The organism is Pseudomonas cremoricolorata DSM 17059 = NBRC 16634, assembly GCF_000425745.1.
Taxonomy (GTDB): Bacteria; Pseudomonadota; Gammaproteobacteria; order Pseudomonadales; family Pseudomonadaceae; genus Aquipseudomonas; species Aquipseudomonas cremoricolorata.
The window spans coordinates 1-16,982 of record NZ_AUEA01000020.1 but is presented as its reverse complement, the minus strand read 5'-3'; the positions used below and the strand labels follow the sequence as shown (position 1 = coordinate 16,982).

At 64.3% G+C, this 16,982-nt stretch carries 15 protein-coding genes; 10 read left to right on the top strand and 5 right to left on the bottom strand.

Annotated features, from left to right (window positions below):
* Window positions 1-509: 509 nt before the first annotated feature.
* Together H618_RS0118730 and aptA are read right to left on the bottom strand one after the other, a co-directional pair.
* Window positions 510-2,003, bottom strand: a complete 1,494-nt coding sequence (locus H618_RS0118730) for a CoA-acylating methylmalonate-semialdehyde dehydrogenase (RefSeq protein WP_028696524.1) — start codon at window positions 2,001-2,003, stop codon at window positions 510-512.
* Between the two features lie 67 nt (window positions 2,004-2,070).
* Window positions 2,071-3,417, bottom strand: a complete 1,347-nt coding sequence (aptA, locus tag H618_RS0118725) for an omega-aminotransferase AptA (RefSeq protein WP_028696523.1) — start codon at window positions 3,415-3,417, stop codon at window positions 2,071-2,073.
* A 120-nt stretch (window positions 3,418-3,537) separates the two neighbouring features.
* On the opposite strand from aptA, the gene H618_RS0118720 reads away from it, so the two are divergent.
* The 6 genes from H618_RS0118720 (at window position 3,538) to H618_RS0118695 (ending at window position 9,409) form a co-directional block, all read left to right on the top strand.
* A complete protein-coding gene (locus H618_RS0118720; RefSeq protein WP_028696522.1) occupies window positions 3,538-4,455 on the top strand; it encodes a LysR family transcriptional regulator in 918 nt (305 codons plus the stop codon).
* A gap of 71 nt (window positions 4,456-4,526) precedes the next feature.
* Window positions 4,527-5,189 carry a TetR/AcrR family transcriptional regulator gene (locus tag H618_RS0118715; RefSeq protein WP_028696521.1) on the top strand — a complete coding sequence of 221 codons (663 nt, stop codon included), beginning with the start codon at window positions 4,527-4,529 and terminating at the stop codon, window positions 5,187-5,189.
* 8 nt (window positions 5,190-5,197) lie between these two features.
* The gene (locus H618_RS0118710) at window positions 5,198-5,782 is read left to right on the top strand and encodes an IMPACT family protein (RefSeq protein WP_028696520.1); all 585 of its coding nucleotides are present in this window, start codon (window positions 5,198-5,200) and stop codon (window positions 5,780-5,782) included.
* Between the two features lie 402 nt (window positions 5,783-6,184).
* Window positions 6,185-6,868: an SDR family oxidoreductase gene (locus H618_RS0118705; protein ID WP_028696519.1), complete on the top strand. Its 684-nt coding sequence runs from the start codon at window positions 6,185-6,187 to the stop codon at window positions 6,866-6,868.
* A 120-nt stretch (window positions 6,869-6,988) separates the two neighbouring features.
* Complete coding sequence (locus tag H618_RS0118700) at window positions 6,989-8,344, top strand: 8-oxoguanine deaminase (protein ID WP_028696518.1); 1,356 nt, start codon at window positions 6,989-6,991, stop codon at window positions 8,342-8,344.
* Between the two features lie 117 nt (window positions 8,345-8,461).
* Window positions 8,462-9,409, top strand: a complete 948-nt coding sequence (locus H618_RS0118695; protein ID WP_028696517.1) for an adenosine deaminase — start codon at window positions 8,462-8,464, stop codon at window positions 9,407-9,409.
* Between the two features lie 23 nt (window positions 9,410-9,432).
* Here H618_RS0118695 and H618_RS0118690 read toward each other — a convergent pair whose 3' ends face one another.
* The 3 genes from H618_RS0118690 to H618_RS0118680 form a co-directional block, all read right to left on the bottom strand.
* Entirely contained in the window at window positions 9,433-10,149 is a 717-nt protein-coding gene (locus H618_RS0118690) for a helix-turn-helix transcriptional regulator (protein ID WP_028696516.1), read from the bottom strand.
* Window positions 10,150-10,507: 358 nt separating this feature from the next.
* Window positions 10,508-11,683: a multidrug effflux MFS transporter gene (locus H618_RS0118685; RefSeq protein WP_028696515.1), complete on the bottom strand. Its 1,176-nt coding sequence runs from the start codon at window positions 11,681-11,683 to the stop codon at window positions 10,508-10,510.
* Window positions 11,684-11,773: 90 nt separating this feature from the next.
* Entirely contained in the window at window positions 11,774-11,971 is a 198-nt protein-coding gene (locus tag H618_RS0118680) for a heavy-metal-associated domain-containing protein (protein WP_028696514.1), read from the bottom strand.
* A 147-nt stretch (window positions 11,972-12,118) separates the two neighbouring features.
* On the opposite strand from H618_RS0118680, the gene H618_RS0118675 reads away from it, so the two are divergent.
* From H618_RS0118675 to H618_RS0118660, 4 genes are all read left to right on the top strand, one after another.
* The gene (locus H618_RS0118675; RefSeq protein WP_028696513.1) at window positions 12,119-12,505 is read left to right on the top strand and encodes a hypothetical protein; all 387 of its coding nucleotides are present in this window, start codon (window positions 12,119-12,121) and stop codon (window positions 12,503-12,505) included.
* A gap of 53 nt (window positions 12,506-12,558) precedes the next feature.
* Window positions 12,559-14,958 carry a heavy metal translocating P-type ATPase gene (locus tag H618_RS0118670; protein WP_028696512.1) on the top strand — a complete coding sequence of 800 codons (2,400 nt, stop codon included), beginning with the start codon at window positions 12,559-12,561 and terminating at the stop codon, window positions 14,956-14,958.
* Window positions 14,955-15,353 (top strand): Cu(I)-responsive transcriptional regulator, encoded by a 399-nt coding sequence (gene cueR / locus H618_RS0118665; protein WP_028696511.1) that lies wholly within the window; start codon window positions 14,955-14,957, stop codon window positions 15,351-15,353. Before H618_RS0118670 ends, cueR begins: the two co-directional genes overlap by 4 nt.
* Before the next feature lie 172 nt (window positions 15,354-15,525).
* The coding region (locus tag H618_RS0118660; RefSeq protein WP_028696510.1) for a methyl-accepting chemotaxis protein at window positions 15,526-16,982 on the top strand (1,457 nt) is incomplete at its 3' end.

Sequence of the window (16,982 nt, the reverse complement as noted above, 5' to 3'; positions counted from 1 at the left end):
CTCAAATGACTATGTGATTTCTCGCATGGCCACTTGTGATGCTGATAATCTATGCGACGATCAGTCCGTACTCACAAGCACCCACACGAATTGCTTGATTCAATTTGTTAAAGAGCGTTTGGTTGAGCCTTTCGTCTCAACCGAGGCGCGCATTCTACGCTTTCCTCTAAGTCTGTCAAGCGTTTATTTCGAAGTATTTTGCGAGAATCTCGTTCAACTTCAAACACTTGGCTCGCTGCGATCGCTCGTAGCGGGAGGCGAATCATACAGCGTTAAACAACGCTGTCAACCACCTTTTTCACCGCTATCGATCAGCAGATCGAAGCGCCTCCAGTACCACCTGAACAGCTAACTCATTGAATCTCAAGGAGTTTTCTGTTCCGTTTGCCCCGGAAGTGGTGCGCATTATAAGGAGATTCCGAGGGCGGTCAAGCAGTTATTTCAAGAAAGTTTCAAATAACCGAAAACCCAGCGGGGCGGCCATATAGCCGCCCCGCTGGGTCACTCGATCAGAGGCTTGGGAACGCGAACTGCGAGGCTTCGTGGCTCTTGCGCTGCGGCCAGCGCTGGGTGATTGCCTTGCGCCGGGTGTAGAAGCGCACGCCATCCGGGCCGTAAGCATGCAGGTCACCGAACAGCGAACGCTTCCAGCCACCGAAGCTGTGGTACGCCACCGGCACCGGCAGCGGCACGTTGACGCCGACCATGCCCACTTCGATCTCATCGCAGAACAACCGCGCCGCTTCACCATCGCGGGTGAAGATGCAGGTGCCGTTACCGTACTCGTGATCGTTGATCAGTTGCATGGCCTGCTCCAGGCTCTGCACGCGCACCACGCACAGCACCGGGCCGAAGATCTCTTCTTTATAGATGCTCATTTCAGCGCTGACCTGGTCGAACAGGGTGCCGCCGAGGAAATAACCCTGCTCGTGCCCTGCCACCTGCAGGCCGCGGCCATCGACCACCAGCCTGGCGCCTGCCGCAACGCCTTCTTCTATATAGCCGACGACCTTGTCGCGCGCAGCCGCCGTTACCAGCGGGCCCATGTCCAGGCCACAGGAGGTGCCAGCACCAATCTTCAGCGCCTTGATCTGCGGCTCGAGCTTGGCGATCAGGGCATCGGCCACCTGGTCACCGACACACACTGCAACCGAGATCGCCATGCAGCGCTCGCCGCACGAACCATAGGCCGCGCCCATCAAAGCGCTCACCGCGTTGTCCAGATCGGCGTCGGGCATCAGCACCGCATGGTTCTTCGCCCCACCCAGTGCCTGCACACGCTTACCGCGCTTGGTGCCTTCGGCATAGATGTACTCAGCGATCGGCGTCGAGCCGACGAAGCTCAGCGCCTTGACCTGCGGCGCCTCGATCAGTGCATCCACCGCTTCCTTGTCACCGTGCACGACGTTGAGGATGCCCTTGGGCAGTCCGGCTTCCAGCAGCAACTGGGCGATGAACAGGGTCGAGCTAGGATCACGCTCGGACGGCTTGAGGATGAAGGCATTGCCGCAGACGATCGCCAACGGGTACATCCACAGCGGCACCATGGCCGGGAAGTTGAACGGAGTGATGCCCGCGACCACACCCAGCGGCTGGAAGTCCGACCAGGCGTCGATGTTCGGCCCGACGTTGCGGGTGTATTCGCCCTTGAGAATTTCCGGGGCCGCGCAGGCGTACTCGACGTTTTCGATACCGCGCTTGAGCTCGCCAGCGGCGTCCTCAAGGGTCTTGCCGTGTTCTTCGCTGATCAGTTGCGCGATCTGCGCCTCGTTCTGCTCCAGCAACTGCTTGAAGCGGAACATCACCTGCGCGCGCTTGGCCGGGGGCGTATTGCGCCAGGCCGGATACGCGGCGGCGGCCGAGTCGATGGCCTGCTGAACGGTGGCGCGGCTGGCCAGTTGAACCTGGCGCGTGGCTTGGCCGGTGGCAGGGTTGAAGACATCGGCAGTGCGCTCGCCGCTGGACACCAGCTGGCCGTCGATCAAGTGCTGAACGGTGCTCATGCAAAACTCCGTGGAGAATAAGGAAGATGCGGGCGCCTGAAACGGCGCCCGTGTCGAAACGGCTGGATCAGTCGACCCGATTGAGGGTCTCGCCCACCGCATCGAACAGGCGGTCGAGTTCCTGCGGCTGGGTATTGAACGTTGGGCCGAACTGCAAGGTGTCGCCGCCGAAGCGCACATAGAAGCCTGCTTGCCAGAGCTTCATGGCCACCTCATAAGGACGCACGATGGCATCACCGTCGCGCGCGGCGAGCTGGATGGCGCCGGCCAGGCCGTAGTTGCGAATGTCGACGACGTTCTTGCTGCCTTTCATGCCGTGCAGCAGCGTCTCGAAATGCGGCGCCAACTCGGCCGAAGCCTGCACCAGGTTTTCCTTTTGCAGCAGATCGAGCGCAGCGATGCCCGCCGCGCAGGCCACCGGGTGCGCCGAGTAGGTATAGCCGTGTGGGAATTCCACGGCGTACTCGGGGGTCGGCTGGTTCATGAAGGTGTGGTAGATCTCGCTGCTGGCAACCACCGCGCCCATCGGAATGGCGCCGTTGGTGACCTGCTTGGCGATGCACATCAGGTCAGGGGTGACGCCGAACGCCTCGGCTCCGGTCATCGCGCCCATGCGGCCGAAGCCGGTGATGACCTCATCGAAGATCAACAGGATGTTGTGCTGGTCGCAGATTTCACGCAGACGCTTGAGGTAGCCCACCGGTGGCGGCAGTACGCCGGCCGAACCTGCCAGCGGCTCGACGATCAGTGCGGCGATGTTGGACGCATCATGCAGCTCGATCAGCTTGAGCATTTCATCGGCCAGGGCGATACCGCCTTCCTGTGGCAGACCCCTGCTGAACGCATTGACCGGCAGCACGGTGTGCGGCAGATGGTCGACATCGAGCAACTGGCCGAACATCTTGCGGTTGCCGTTGACCCCACCCAGGCTGGTGCCGGCGATGTTGACGCCATGGTAGCCACGGGCACGACCGATGATCTTGGTCTTGGTCGCCTGCCCCTTGAGGCGCCAGTAGGCGCGAACCATCTTCAGCGCAGTATCTGCGCACTCGGAGCCTGAGTTGGTGAAGAACACGTGATTGAGCTCACCCGGGGTCAACTGGGTGATTTGCTCGGCCAGCTGGAACGACAGAGGGTGGCCGAACTGGAAGGCCGGTGCGTAGTCGAGGGTCGCCAACTGGCGACTGACCGCGTCGGTGATTTCCTTGCGAGTGTGACCGGCGCCGCAGGTCCATAGCCCGGACAGTGCGTCGAACACCCGGCGGCCCTTGTCATCCACCAGATGATTGCCGTCTGCCGCCACGATCAAACGCGGATCGCGGTGGAAATTTCGGTTGGCCGTGTAGGGCATCCAGTGAGCATCCAGCTTGAGCTGGCTGGCGATGCCGGTAGGGGCGGTTTCGGGCATGTTCATCGGTGATTCCTCAGAAGACGATCAGACAACGATGCAGGTGTGGTTGCCACTAAACTGGCACGCCGATAAAGTCTGGAAAATCCTACTTTTCTAAAGCTCAGGCAGTGACAGACTAAACTTATGAGCCGACGTCCCGATCCACTGGCACAGGTCAGCGATTTCGACATCCGTTTGTTGAAGATCTACCGCAGCGTAGTCGAATGCGGCGGTTTCTCTGCGGCAGAAAACGTACTCGGAATCGGCCGTTCGGCCATCAGTCAGCAGATGAAGGACCTCGAACAGCGTCTGGGCCTGCGTTTGTGCCAGCGGGGACGGGCGGGGTTTTCCCTGACCGAGGAAGGTCGCGAGGTGTACCAGTCGGCGCTGCAGTTGCTCGGCGCTCTAGAGACGTTTCGTACCGAAGTGAACGGCCTGCACCAGCATCTGCGTGGTGAGCTGAACATCGGCCTGACCGACAACCTGGTCACCCTGCCGCACATGCGTATCACCCACGCGCTGGCACAGCTCAAGGACCGCGGCCCGGAGGTGCGCATCCAGATCCGCATGATCGCGCCCAGCCAGGTGGAGCAAGGTGTGCTCGACGGCAGCCTGCACATTGGCGTGGTGCCACAGGCCACGCCACTGCCCGGCCTCGATTACCAGCCGCTGTACAGCGAACGCTCGCTACTTTACTGCGCGGTGGGCCACCCATTGTTCTACGCCGAAGACGCGCGTATCGACGACCAACGCCTGGATAGCCAGGATGCGATTGCCCCGACCTTTCGCCTGCCGGCCGAGGTTCAGGCGTGCTATCAGGCGCTGCATTGCACGGCAAGCGCGTCGGACCGTGAAGGCATGGCTTTCCTGATTCTGACCGGGCGCTACATCGGCTACCTGCCCGACCACTACGCCAGTGTCTGGGTGCAGCAAGGCCGACTACGCGCACTCAAACCCCAGCAACGCTTTCATGACCTGAGCCTGAGCTGGGTGACGCGCAAAGGCCGGCGGCCCAACCTGGTGCTGGAAAGCTTCATCGATAGCTTGGCGACCACCCGCTAAGGGTTGTCAGGGCTGCACAGGCAGGTAATCTGTCCGACAATCCGTTTCACCCGACCTGCACGGAATCGCCCATGAGCCTTGAAGTTCCCGCCCACCGCCTCCCCGCCTCAGGCAAGCCCGCCGGCCGTATTCGTCAGAAGAACGAGCGCGCCATCATTCAGGCGGCCGAGGATGAGTTCGCCCGGCATGGCTTCAAGGGCACCAGCATGAACACCATCGCGCTCAAGGCCGACCTGCCCAAGGCCAACCTGCATTACTACTTCACCAACAAGCTGGGCCTGTATATCGCGGTGCTGAGCAACATCATCGAGCTGTGGGACAGCACCTTCAACGCCCTGAGCGTGGACGATGATCCTGCCGAGGCACTGAGCACGTACATTCGCACGAAGATGGAGTTCTCGCGGCGCAACCCGCAGGCCTCACGCATCTTCGCCATGGAAGTGATCAGTGGCGGCGAATGCCTGAGCGAGTACTTCTCTGCCGATTACCGGGTCTGGTTCCGCAGTCGCGCGGCAGTGTTCGAAGCTTGGGCCGCGGCCGGAAAGATGGACGCGGTCGACCCGGTGCACCTGATTTTCCTGCTCTGGAGCAGCACCCAGCACTACGCCGACTTCGCCACGCAGATCTGCCAGGTCACCGGTCGCAGCCGCCTGACCAAGCAAGACATGGAGCAGGCCAGCGACACCCTTATCCACATCATTCTCAAAGGCTGCGGCGTGCGCCTGCCCGCCTGACGTGATCTATGCCCTCTACCCTGCTTGAGCTGTGCGAATTTCGCGAAGAAATTCGCAAGAGCCGTTTCATCACCCTGGCTGCGCCCATCGACAGCGCAGATCAGGCCATGCAATTCATTGCCACCCATAGCGATCTGGCGGCCACGCATAACTGCTGGGCGTGGAAAATCGGCGGTCAGTACCGCAGCAATGACGATGGCGAGCCTGGCGGCACCGCCGGCCGGCCAATCCTGGCCGCGATCGAAGCGCAGGATTGCGACCAGGTAGTGGTGCTGGTGATCCGCTGGTACGGCGGCATCCAGCTGGGTACGGGTGGCCTGGCCCGGGCCTACGGTGGCGGCGCCAACAAGTGCTTGCAACAGGCCGCCAAGCGCGTGTTGGTAGCGCGCAGCGAGTTCGTCTGCAGTTGCAGCTTCAGTGAGCTGGCGTTGGTCAAGTTGCGCCTGGCCGACATCGACGGCGTACTGCTCGACGAGCGATTCACCGCCGAAGGCGTCGATTTGAACCTGGCTTTTTCCGAGCATCATTTGCCGCTCTTCCAACAGCAATTGGCTGATCTGAGCCGCGGGCGCATTCACCTCACGCCGCGTTGAGCGATTGCCCACAATCACTGTGGGCCTGACTGTGGATAACCTTGGGGTATGCGGGTGCAAGCCACGCCCGGCAAGGCTTGCAGAGAATTGATCGTTTTTTGCACAGCCCGCAGTTAGCGACTAGAAATCCACTGGTTATCAACGGGTTATCCCCTGCCAACGGGTAATTCCCCAGATTGGCGCGCGCTGTTATCCACTGCCGCCGGGTTGCACACAATGGGTGTGGAGCACTCTGTGGATAAGCCGTGCGCGCTCGGCTCCAGGCCACGTGGGAGAAGGCGTGCACAGGTTTGCGCGTTTTTTGTACAGCCCCAGGCGGATGACAGCTCGGCATGCCTGTGGATATTTCCTACATGCTGTGGGGTATGCTGCTCGGTTCACTCATCCGTCAGGAGTAACGCAATGTCCAACCCATCCGCACTCATCATCGGCGCCTCACGCGGCCTGGGGCTTGGCCTGGTCGAACGCCTGAGCGAGGCTGGCTGGCAAATTACCGCCACGGTGCGTGATCCCAGCAAGGCTGACACGCTGGCTGCGGTGCCTGGTGTCGCCGTGGAAACCCTTGAGATGAACGACGACAGCCAACTGGAAGGGCTCGCCCAACGCCTGCAGGATCGCACCTTCGACCTGCTGTTCATCAATGCCGGCGTCATGGGACCACTGCCGCAGGACCCACGCAGCGTTCAGCTCAACGACATTGGCGAGCTGTTCATGACCAACGCCGTTGCGCCGATTCGGGTCGCCCAGCGGCTGCTCGGGCTCATCCGCCAGGGCAGCGGCGTGCTGGCGTTCATGAGTTCCGGCCTGGGCAGCGTGGCCAGCCCGGACGGCGGCGAAATCTGCTTGTACAAGGCCAGCAAGGCAGCGCTCAACTCGATGATCAACAGCTTCGTAGTGCAGGCCCAACGCCCAGACCTCGCCGTGCTGGCGATGCACCCGGGCTGGGTGAAGACGGCCATGGGCGGCGACAACGCCGAGATCGACGTGCACACCAGCACCCGCGGCCTGCTCGAGCAGATCGACGCGCACCGCGGCGTGCCAGGGCTGCGCTTCGTCGACTACCGCGGTGAAACCCTCACCTGGTGAATTGAACCCTGCCCGGGGCGGCGCTAGACTTGGCGCCTCGCCCCCGCGGCGGACCTGGATCAGCAGACAGGGCAACACTGAGCTGGCTTACCTGAACCCACTTTCAGAGGAGCCGGCGCCATGCCTGCGATCCGTACCTGGTTGAAATCCCCCCTCGCCGTCTTCACCGCCAACGACGTCGATGCACGCGGCGGGCTGGTCATCGAAGATGGCCTCATCAGCGAATGCCTGGCCCTGGGCCAACAGCCCTCAACGCCTTGTCAGCAGGTGTTCGACGCCCGTGAACACGTGCTGCTGCCCGGCCTGGTCAACACCCACCACCACTTCTATCAGACGCTTACCCGCGCCTGGGCGCCGGTGGTCAACCAGCCGCTGTTTCCCTGGCTCACCACGCTGTACCCGGTGTGGGCCAGGCTGACGGCCGAGCAACTGGCCCTGGCCAGCCGGGTGGCCATGGCTGAATTGCTGCTGTCGGGCTGCACCACCGCAGCCGATCATCACTATCTGTTTCCACAGGGCCTGGACGAGGCCATCGATGTACAGGTGGAGGTGGTCCGCGAACTGGGCATGCGCGCCATGCTCACGCGCGGCTCGATGAGCCTGGGACAAGCCGAGGGTGGCCTGCCGCCGCAGCAGACGGTGCAGCAAGGCGAGGTCATTCTCGCCGACAGCCAGCGGCTGGTGCAGCGTTACCACCAGCGTGGAGCCGGGGCCCAGGTGCAGATCGCCCTGGCCCCGTGCTCGCCGTTCTCGGTCACCAGCGAGATCATGCGCGCCAGCGCCGAACTGGCTGAATCGCTGGATGTGCGGCTGCACACTCACCTTGCCGAAACACTCGACGAAGAGGCGTTCTGCCTGCGCCAGTTCGGCTTGCGCACGGTCGACTACCTCGACAGCGTCGGCTGGCTCGGTCCTCGTACCTGGCTGGCCCATGGCATTCATTTCAACGATCAGGAGATCAGCCGTCTTGGCGCGGCCGGCACCGGCATCTGCCACTGTCCGACGTCGAACATGCGCCTGGCGTCGGGTATCTGCCCGACCCTCGACCTGGAACTAGCCGGAGCGCCACTGGGGTTGGGAGTCGATGGTTCGGCGTCCAACGATGCCTCCAACCTGCTGCTGGAGGCGCGCCAGGCGCTGTACCTGCAACGCCTGCGCTATGGCGCCGAGCGGATCACCCCGCAACGCGTGCTGGGCTGGGCCACCCGCGGTTCGGCACAGCTGCTGGGGCGCGACGACATCGGCAGTCTGGATGTCGGCAAGCAGGCGGACCTTGCCCTGTATCGCCTCGATGAACTGCGTTTCTCCGGCAGTCATGATCCCTTGGCCGCCTTGCTGCTGTGCGCCGCCGAGCGTGCGGATCGGGTCATGATCGGCGGGCAGTGGCGGGTCATCGATGGGCAGATCGAGGGGCTCGACGTGCAGGGTCTGATCGCCGACCACCGCCAGGCTGCCGCGCGCCTCATAGCGGGCTGAAACGCATCGGATGTGCATCCCTTGGACGGACGGGGCGCGCCCAAGGGACGCAGGCCGGGCACAAGGAACAAATTCCAGTAGAATGGTCAAGACTGTACCCGATTGAGATGTATAACCATGTATGACTGGCTCAATGCCTTGCCCAAGGCTGAATTGCACATGCACCTCGAAGGTTCGCTGGAGCCTGAGCTGCTGTTCGCCCTGGCCGAGCGCAACAAAGTCGATTTGCCCTGGAAGGATGTAGAAGCGCTGCGCGGTGCCTACGCCTTCAATAACCTGCAGGAATTCCTCGACCTGTACTACCAAGGCGCGGGTGTGCTGCAGACCGAACAGGACTTCTACGACCTGACCTGGGCGTACCTGCTGCGCTGCAAGGCGCAGAACGTGATTCACACCGAGCCGTTCTTCGATCCACAGACCCACACAGACCGCGGCATCCCTTTCGAGGTGGTGCTCAACGGCATCAACCAGGCACTGCGCGATGGTCGCCAGCAACTTGGCGTCGGCAGTGGCTTGATCCTGAGCTTCCTGCGCCACCTCAGCGAGGAAGAGGCCGAGAAAACCCTCGACCAGGCCCTGCCGTTCCGCGATGCCTTCATCGCCGTCGGCCTGGACAGTTCCGAGCGCGGCCACCCGCCAAGCAAGTTCGAGCGCGTGTTCGCCCGTGCCCGTAGCGAAGGCCTGGTGGCCGTGGCCCACGCCGGCGAGGAAGGCCCGCCCGAGTACATCTGGGAAGCGCTCGACCTGCTGCACATCAAGCGCATCGACCACGGCGTGCGCGCCATCGAGGACGAACGCCTGATGCAGCGGATCATCGATGAGCAGATTCCTCTGACCGTTTGCCCACTGTCCAATACCAAGTTGCGCGTGTTCGACCACATGGGTCAGCACAACATCCTCGACATGCTCGAGCGCGGCGTGAAGGTGACCGTCAACTCGGACGACCCGGCCTACTTCGGCGGTTATGTCACCGAGAACTTCCACGCCTTGCACGAGCACCTGGGCATGACCCAGGACCAGGCTCACCGCCTGGCGCAGAACAGCCTGGATGCGCGGCTGGTCTGAACCTGCACAGGGCACGCGCCTGGCTAACCCACCTGCAAGGTGCTGACCCGGGCGATAGCGCCGATTTGCTGGATGCCCAGCGGGGTGGCTTGCAGGGCGCGCCCACCTTCCTGGTCGAGCACCCACTGCGATTGCAGGAACAGCTTGAACAGGGCCTGCCCGAGCACCCCGCCCAGGTGCGGGCCCTGGTCGCTCCACTGGCTGCAACGGCAGATCACCCCTGCGCGGTGCGCGTGGGGTGCCAAGGCGTCGATGTAGACGCCGAGACGCTCCAGCTCAAGGCGCCCCTGGCCATTGACCAGCAGTTGCTCGCCGCGTCGGGCAAGCCAACCGGCGTCTATCAGCCGCTGAAACAGCTCGGCCGCCAGCTCACCGCCCAGATGATCGCCACAGCGCCGTGCGCGACGCATCGCCAGGGGAATTTGCAGCGGCGCCGGTGCTGCGCCGCGCCGCGCCGCGCCGGCTTCCATCACCAGAGTCGCCAGGGCTTCGACGGCCGCGGCCACCTCTGGCGTGGCGAGACGGAAATAACGCTTTCGACCGCGTGACTCCAGGCTCAGCAAGCCTGCCGAGGACAGCAGCGAAAGATGGGCGCAGGCCGAAGAACAGCTCAGCCCGGCCATCATGGCCAGTTCGGCGGTGGGACGTGGGGTGCCGTCGATCAGCGCCCAGAGCATGGCGCTGCGCTTGGGGTCTGCCATGAGGCTGGCGATACGGCTGATGCTGCTCACTGCTTGCATGTCTGCGCTACTCCCTTCGAGGTGATGTCCTGAGCCGGGCGGTAGCGCGCGTGGGCCACACCACAGCGGTCGCCGAGGCCGCCCGGGCGACCTGCCAGCGCGAGTATAAGCCGCGTCTGATCGACTACTACGCGCTGTTGCGCCGTGTTCACTCGAGAAAGTACAGAGGGTCATAGCACCCAATGAGGAAGCGTCTCCTCATCCAGAATGGACGTATTGAGCCCCAATGCTTTGCGCTACAGACCTTGCGGCGCACGAGCCGGGTCAATCGCCCTGACAAACACAGGACAAAGCCCACACGTCGCTTCCACAGGTATTGCAGAAAAAACAGACTCGTCGACAACCAGGCCGTGCACCGCTAGGCGGCGGCCTGCCAGCGCCGGGCGCTCAGCGCCATCACCACGACCAGCACGCCGCACAGGCAGATCACCAGGCTCATCGGCACCGCGCTGCCGTCGGCCAGAGCGCCTACCAGTGCCGCGGCACCTGCGGCGACACTGAACTGCAGGCTGCCCAGCAACGCCGATGCGCTACCCGCACGCCCGCCCTTGCCGGCCATGGCCAGGGCCGAGGCATTGGGCGCGATGCACCCAAGGCTTGAGATGCACACGAACAACGGCACCAGCAACGGCCACAGCTGCGCCGGACGCAGCGCCGCCACAGCCAGCAACAGCGCAGCGCTGAGCAGGTAGACCCACACCGCCTTGCTCAGCAGAGCCGCAGGACCGCGCCTGGACAGCAAGCGGGCGTTGACCTGAGCCACCAGAATGAAGCCTGCCGCATTGATGCCGAACAACCAGCCGTAATGCTCGGCCGGCACTCCATACAGGCGAATGAACACGTAAGGTGAGCCGGCGATATAGGCGAACATGCCGGCGATGGCGATGCCGCCGGTCAAGGCATGGCCGATAAACACACGGTCGCGCAGCAGGCGCAGGTATTGCCCACCGGCGCCAGACAACGGCGCGCGGGCAACGTGTGCCGGCAGGCTCTCCGGCAATCCCAGCGCCACCGCCAGCAGGCAGCCGGCGCTGAACAGCCCGAGCACGAGGAAGATCGCCTGCCAACCCACAGTGTTGACCAGCAGCCCCCCAAGCATCGGCGCCAGGATCGGCGCCAGGCCCATCACCAGCATCAGTTGCGAGAACACCTTGGCCGACTGCACCGGGTCGCAGCGATCACTGACGATGGCCCGTGACAAGACCATGCCCGCACAGCCCCCCAGGGCCTGGACGAAGCGCGCCACGATCAGCGTGTCGAGGTTCGGCGCATAGGCACAGGCCAGCGAGGCCACGGTAAACAGGCCGACCCCGAACAACAGCGGTAGACGCCGGCCGAAGCGGTCTGCGACCGGCCCATAGGCCAGCTGGCCTATGGCAAGGCCAAGGAAGTAGGCAGCCAGTGTGGTTTGCACGTGTGGCTCGTCAGTGGCGAACGCCTGAGCCATGGCCGGGAATGCCGGCAAGTAGAAATCAATCGCCAAAGGCCCGAACGCACTGAGTGCGCCCAGGATGAGGACCATTCGCAGGTTCATCGGGAATCCGTAGCAAGCTAAGCAAGTGCCGCATTCTACGCGTCCCGCCAGAAGCTGGGGGAAAAACTACCCCCCGCTCGTCCCTCGATGTCAGGCGCTCTCGGCCTGGTAGCCTTCCTCGCGAATGGCCTCGAGCAGTTGCTCGGCGCTCAGTTGGCTCTGCACCTTGACCTGCTTGCCGGCCAGGTCGACTTCTACCTGCGCCGCTGCATCCTGCGCCTGCACCGCGCGGGTGACGGCCTTGACGCAGTGGCCGCAGGTCATGCCTTGCACATTGAATACTTGCATCGGGAGCTACCTCGTCTGGGTGAAGGGTGTGCAGTCTCAACCTTGCCACCAGGGCAAGGTCAAGGGCTGGACGGAATCGGGCTGGCAATCCGCGCGCGGCTCGGCCAAGCTTGAGCGCTCGACCCGCTCTGAGCAGGAGACCTTGCCATGATCACCACCGCCCTGCGCGTACTCGCGCTGCTCGGCGCCTCGCTGGCCGCGCCCTTCGCCAGCGCCGACGGCACTTCGGACTACAGCGTGCTGATCATTTCCCGCGAGCGTCTGGAAGTGGCGACCAACTGTGAAATCGGCATCTACCTCAACGATCAGCTATCGGCCCGGCTGTTCCAGGAGCAGTCCACCAGCTTCAACCTGCCGCCCGGCACTGTGGACGTGCGCCTGCGCCTGTTGCCAGGGCAAGTCGCCGGCTGCAGTGCGGGCCTGGAAAACCAGCGCAATCAACGCCTGACCCTCAGTGGCGGGCAGATCAACAAATACCGCATTGCCATGAACCAGGAGGGGCTGTACCTGACCCGTGTCGGCCTAGGCTATTGACCTTACCCGCATGGCAAGGTTGAAGCTGATGGCCTGACACAGGGAGTAGCGCCATGTCCGCATTCACCACCTATCAATTACCTATCGTCGGCATGACCTGCGCCAGTTGCGCCGGGCGGGTCGAGCGCGCGTTGGGCAAGGTTGCCGGCGCCGAGGATGTCAGCGTCAATCTGGCCACCGAGCAGGCGCGGCTGAACGCGCCCGCCGGTAGCCTGCCGGCGCTGCTCGACGCGGTGCGTACGGCCGGCTACGAGGTGCCGACGCGCAGCCTCGAACTGCAGATCGGCGGCATGACCTGCGCCTCGTGCGCAGGCCGCGTCGAGCGTGCCCTGGCCAGGCAGCCGGGAGTGCAGCAGGTCAGCGTCAACCTTGCCAGCGAGCGCGCCCACCTGCAGGTGCTGGCCAGCGTCGACGATGCCGCCTTGCTCGCCGCGGTGGACACCGCCGGCTACAGCGCCAGCCTGCCGCAGGCCCGCGGCGATGACGCCGAGCAGGCGCAACGGCGCCTGCGCAATGAACGCCTGGCCGTAGGGGCCGCGCTGCTGCTGGCGCTGCCGCTGGTGCTGCCGATGCTCGGGCAACCGTTCGGCCTGCACTGGATGCTGCCGGCCTGGGCGCAATTTCTGCTTGCCACCCCGGTGCAGTTCATTCTCGGTGCGCGCTTCTACGTGGCGGCCTGGAAAGCCGTGCGCGCTGGGGCCGGCAACATGGATTTGCTGGTGGCGTTGGGCACCAGCGCCGGCTACGGCCTGAGCCTTTATCAGTGGGCCAGTGCCGAAGCGGGTGTAGAGCCCCACCTGTATTTCGAGGCCAGCGCTGTGGTCATCGCCCTGGTGCTGCTGGGCAAGTACCTGGAGAGCCGCGCCAAACGCCAGACCGCCAGCGCCATCCGTGCCCTGGAGGCGCTGCGCCCCGAGCGCGCCCTGCGGGTGGTTGACGGTCGTGAGGAAGACGTTGCCATCAGCCAACTGCGACTGGGTGATCAGGTGCTGGTCAAACCCGGTGAACGCTTCCCGGTCGACGGCGAAATCATCGACGGCCACAGCCATGCCGATGAAGCGCTGATCAGCGGCGAAAGCCTGCCGGTGGCCAAGCAGCCGGGCGACCGGGTGACCGGCGGCGCCATCAATGGTGAGGGACGGCTATTGGTGCGCACCGAAGCGCTGGGCACCGAAACCGTGCTGGCGCGCATCATTCGCCTGGTGGAAGACGCGCAGGCCGCCAAGGCGCCGATCCAGAAGCTGGTCGACCGGGTCAGCCAGGTGTTCGTCCCGGCGGTGCTGCTGCTGGCACTGGCAACGCTGCTCGGCTGGTGGTTCAGCGGCGTGCCGCTGGAAACGGCGCTGATCAACGCGGTTTCGGTGCTGGTGATCGCCTGCCCATGTGCGCTGGGCCTGGCGACGCCTGCCGCGATCATGGCCGGCACCGGTGTCGCCGCCCGCCACGGCATCCTGATCAAGGACGCCGAGGCGCTGGAACGTGCCCACGCGGTCAACCGCGTGGTGTTCGACAAGACCGGCACGCTGACCTCCGGCACCCCACGCATCGTCCACAGCCAGACCCTCGACGCCGACCCTGCCGACGCCCTGCGCCTGGCCGGTGCCCTGCAGCGCGGCAGTGAACACCCGCTGGCCAAGGCGGTGCTCGACCAGTGCGAAGAACAGCACCTGCAAGTGCCAGCCGTGCAAGCCAGCCAGGCGCTGACCGGGCGAGGTATCGCAGGCACTGTGGAAGGTCGGCAACTGGCCCTGGGCAACCGCCGCCTGCTCGATGAAAGTGGCCTGGAACCCGGTGAACTTGCCGCCAGCGCCCAGGCCTGGGAAGCCGAGGGGCGTACGCTGTCGTGGCTGATCGAGCGCGGCGAGCGGCCACGGTTGCTGGCGCTGTTCGCCTTTGGTGACAGCCTAAAATCCGGTGCCAAACAAGCCATCGAAGCGCTGCATCAGCGCCACATCAGCAGCCACCTGCTGACCGGCGACAACCGCGGCAGCGCCAAGGTGGTGGCCGATGCCCTGGGCATCGACGACGTGCATGCCGAGGTGTTGCCCGCCGACAAGGCCGCCAGCGTCGCCCGGCTCAAGCAGGACGGGGTGGTGGCGATGGTCGGTGACGGCATCAACGATGCCCCGGCGCTGGCTGCGGCGGACATCGGCATCGCCATGGGCGGCGGCACCGATGTGGCGATGCAGGCAGCCGGCATCACCCTGATGCGCGGCGACCCGCGCCTGGTGCCGGCAGCGCTTGAGATCAGCCGCAAGACCTACGCCAAGATCCGCCAGAACCTGTTCTGGGCCTTCATCTACAACCTGGTGGGCATTCCCCTGGCCGCGCTGGGCTACCTCAATCCGGTGCTGGCCGGCGCAGCGATGGCGCTGTCCAGCGTCAGCGTGGTCAGCAACGCCCTGTGGCTGAAGACCTGGAAGCCTGATTCGCATCATTCGGAGACGCCATGAACATCGGTCAGGCTGCCCGCCGCAGCGGGCTCAGCGCGAAGATGATCCGTCACTACGAAGCCATCGGCCTGCTCGCCCCGGCGGCGCGCAGCGACAGTGGCTATCGCCTGTACCAGGCCGAAGACCTGCACCGCCTGGCCTTCATCAAGCGCTCACGGGACCTGGGCTTTTCCCTCGATGAGGTGGCGCGCCTGCTGACCCTCTGGCAAGACCGCCAGCGCGCCAGCGCTGACGTCAAGGCCCTGGCCCAGCAGCACATCGAAGCCCTCGACCTGCGCATCGCCGAGCTGGTCAGCCTGCGCGAAACCCTGGGTGAACTGGTCGCCGGCTGCCAGGGCGACGAGCGTCCCGATTGCCCGATTCTCAAGGACCTGGCCAACGGCGGTTGTCACTGAAACACCCGGCCTGCGCATAGACGCAGGTCGTTCCCAGCCAAATGCGACAGGTCCGTCGCTGCGGGCGACCGCCGGCGACGAAATCCGTCGCCCTGCCCTTCACAAAACCCCAGCGCTGCCGATGACCTGACACGGGCGTCATGTGTCTTGAACATCTGCTTTTGGAGTGGGGATGAATATCAAACAAAAACTGACCTGGGCCTTCGCGATCATTGCCGGTCTGCCGATCGCGCTGGTGGCGACGATGGTCGTGCTGAGCCTGCGCGAGGATGCGCGGGACGACTTCGTCGACAGCAGCACCCGGGAGATCCGCCAGGTCGGCAATGCCATGCAGCTGTTCTTCAAGGCCATCGACCAGAACGTCGATTTCCTCGCCCAGCAGCCGCTGATCACCGAATCGGGCAGCAACCTCAACAAGTACCTGACCGCCGACGCCTCCAACGTGCTGGGTGAGCAGGACCAACGCGTGCAGCGCCTGCTCGACCAGCTCGGCTCCACCCACCCCAACTACGCCTACATGGCCTACGCCCTGGCCGATGGCGGCTACGTCGGCTGGCCGGCCGGGCAAAAGCTCGCCAGCTACGATCCGCGCGAGCGCCCCTGGTACAAACTGGCGATGGCCAACCCCGGCAAGGTGCTGCGCACCGACGCCTACTACTGGGCTGCCGACGATGCGGTGCTGATCAGCACCGTGCGCAGCGTCACCAACCCGCTGGGCAACCCAGGCGGGGTGGTCAATATCGACGTGTCGCTGAGCGGCCTGACCGAGATCGTCAAGAACATCAAGGTCGGCGACAGCGGCTACCTGATGCTGGTCGAGCACAACGGCAACGTGCTGGTCGATCCGCGCGATGCCAGCCACAACTTCAAGCCGCTGGCGAGCTTCGAGGGGGGTTACGCCGAGCTGGCCAAGGCCGGCAAAGGCCTGGTGGAAGTCGAGCTCAATGGCGTGCCCTACATGGCCAACGTCTACACCGACGAACAACTGGGCTGGACCTTCATCGGCCTGATCCAGCATGACGAGGTGATGCAGAGCACCACCGAGCTGAGCTGGATGATCGGCGTCATCGCCGTGCTGTTGGCAGCGTTGTTCGCAGTGGTTGGCGCCGCCTTCGCCCGGGTCATCGTGCGCCCGATCAATGGCGTGACCCGTGGCCTGGAAGACATCGCCCAGGGCGAGGGCGACCTGACCCGCAATCTGGCCGTACAGGGCCGTGACGAAACCGCCCAGCTCGCCAGTTGGTTCAACCAGTTCCTCGGTGCCATCCGCAGCCTGATCCAGCACATTGGCGGCTCGGCCGGGAAGATTCTCCAAGCCTCGGCCACCGCTACCCAGGTGTCGAACGACATGGCCGATGCCGCTGGGCGCCAACGTGAGTCGGTGGACATGGTGTCCACCGCCTTCCACGAGATGGTCGCCACCGCCAACGAGGTGGCGCGCTCGTGCAGCCAGGCCGCGCAGTCGGCCGACAGCGGCCAGCAGCAGGCCCGTGAAGGTCAGGCGCAGATCGATGCCGCAGTGACCAGCGTTGACCGCCTGAGCCAGGAAATCGAGCAGTCGGCGCAGTCGATCCAGCAACTGGAGCGCGACAGCAACGCCATTCAGTCGATTCTCGGCACCATCCGCTC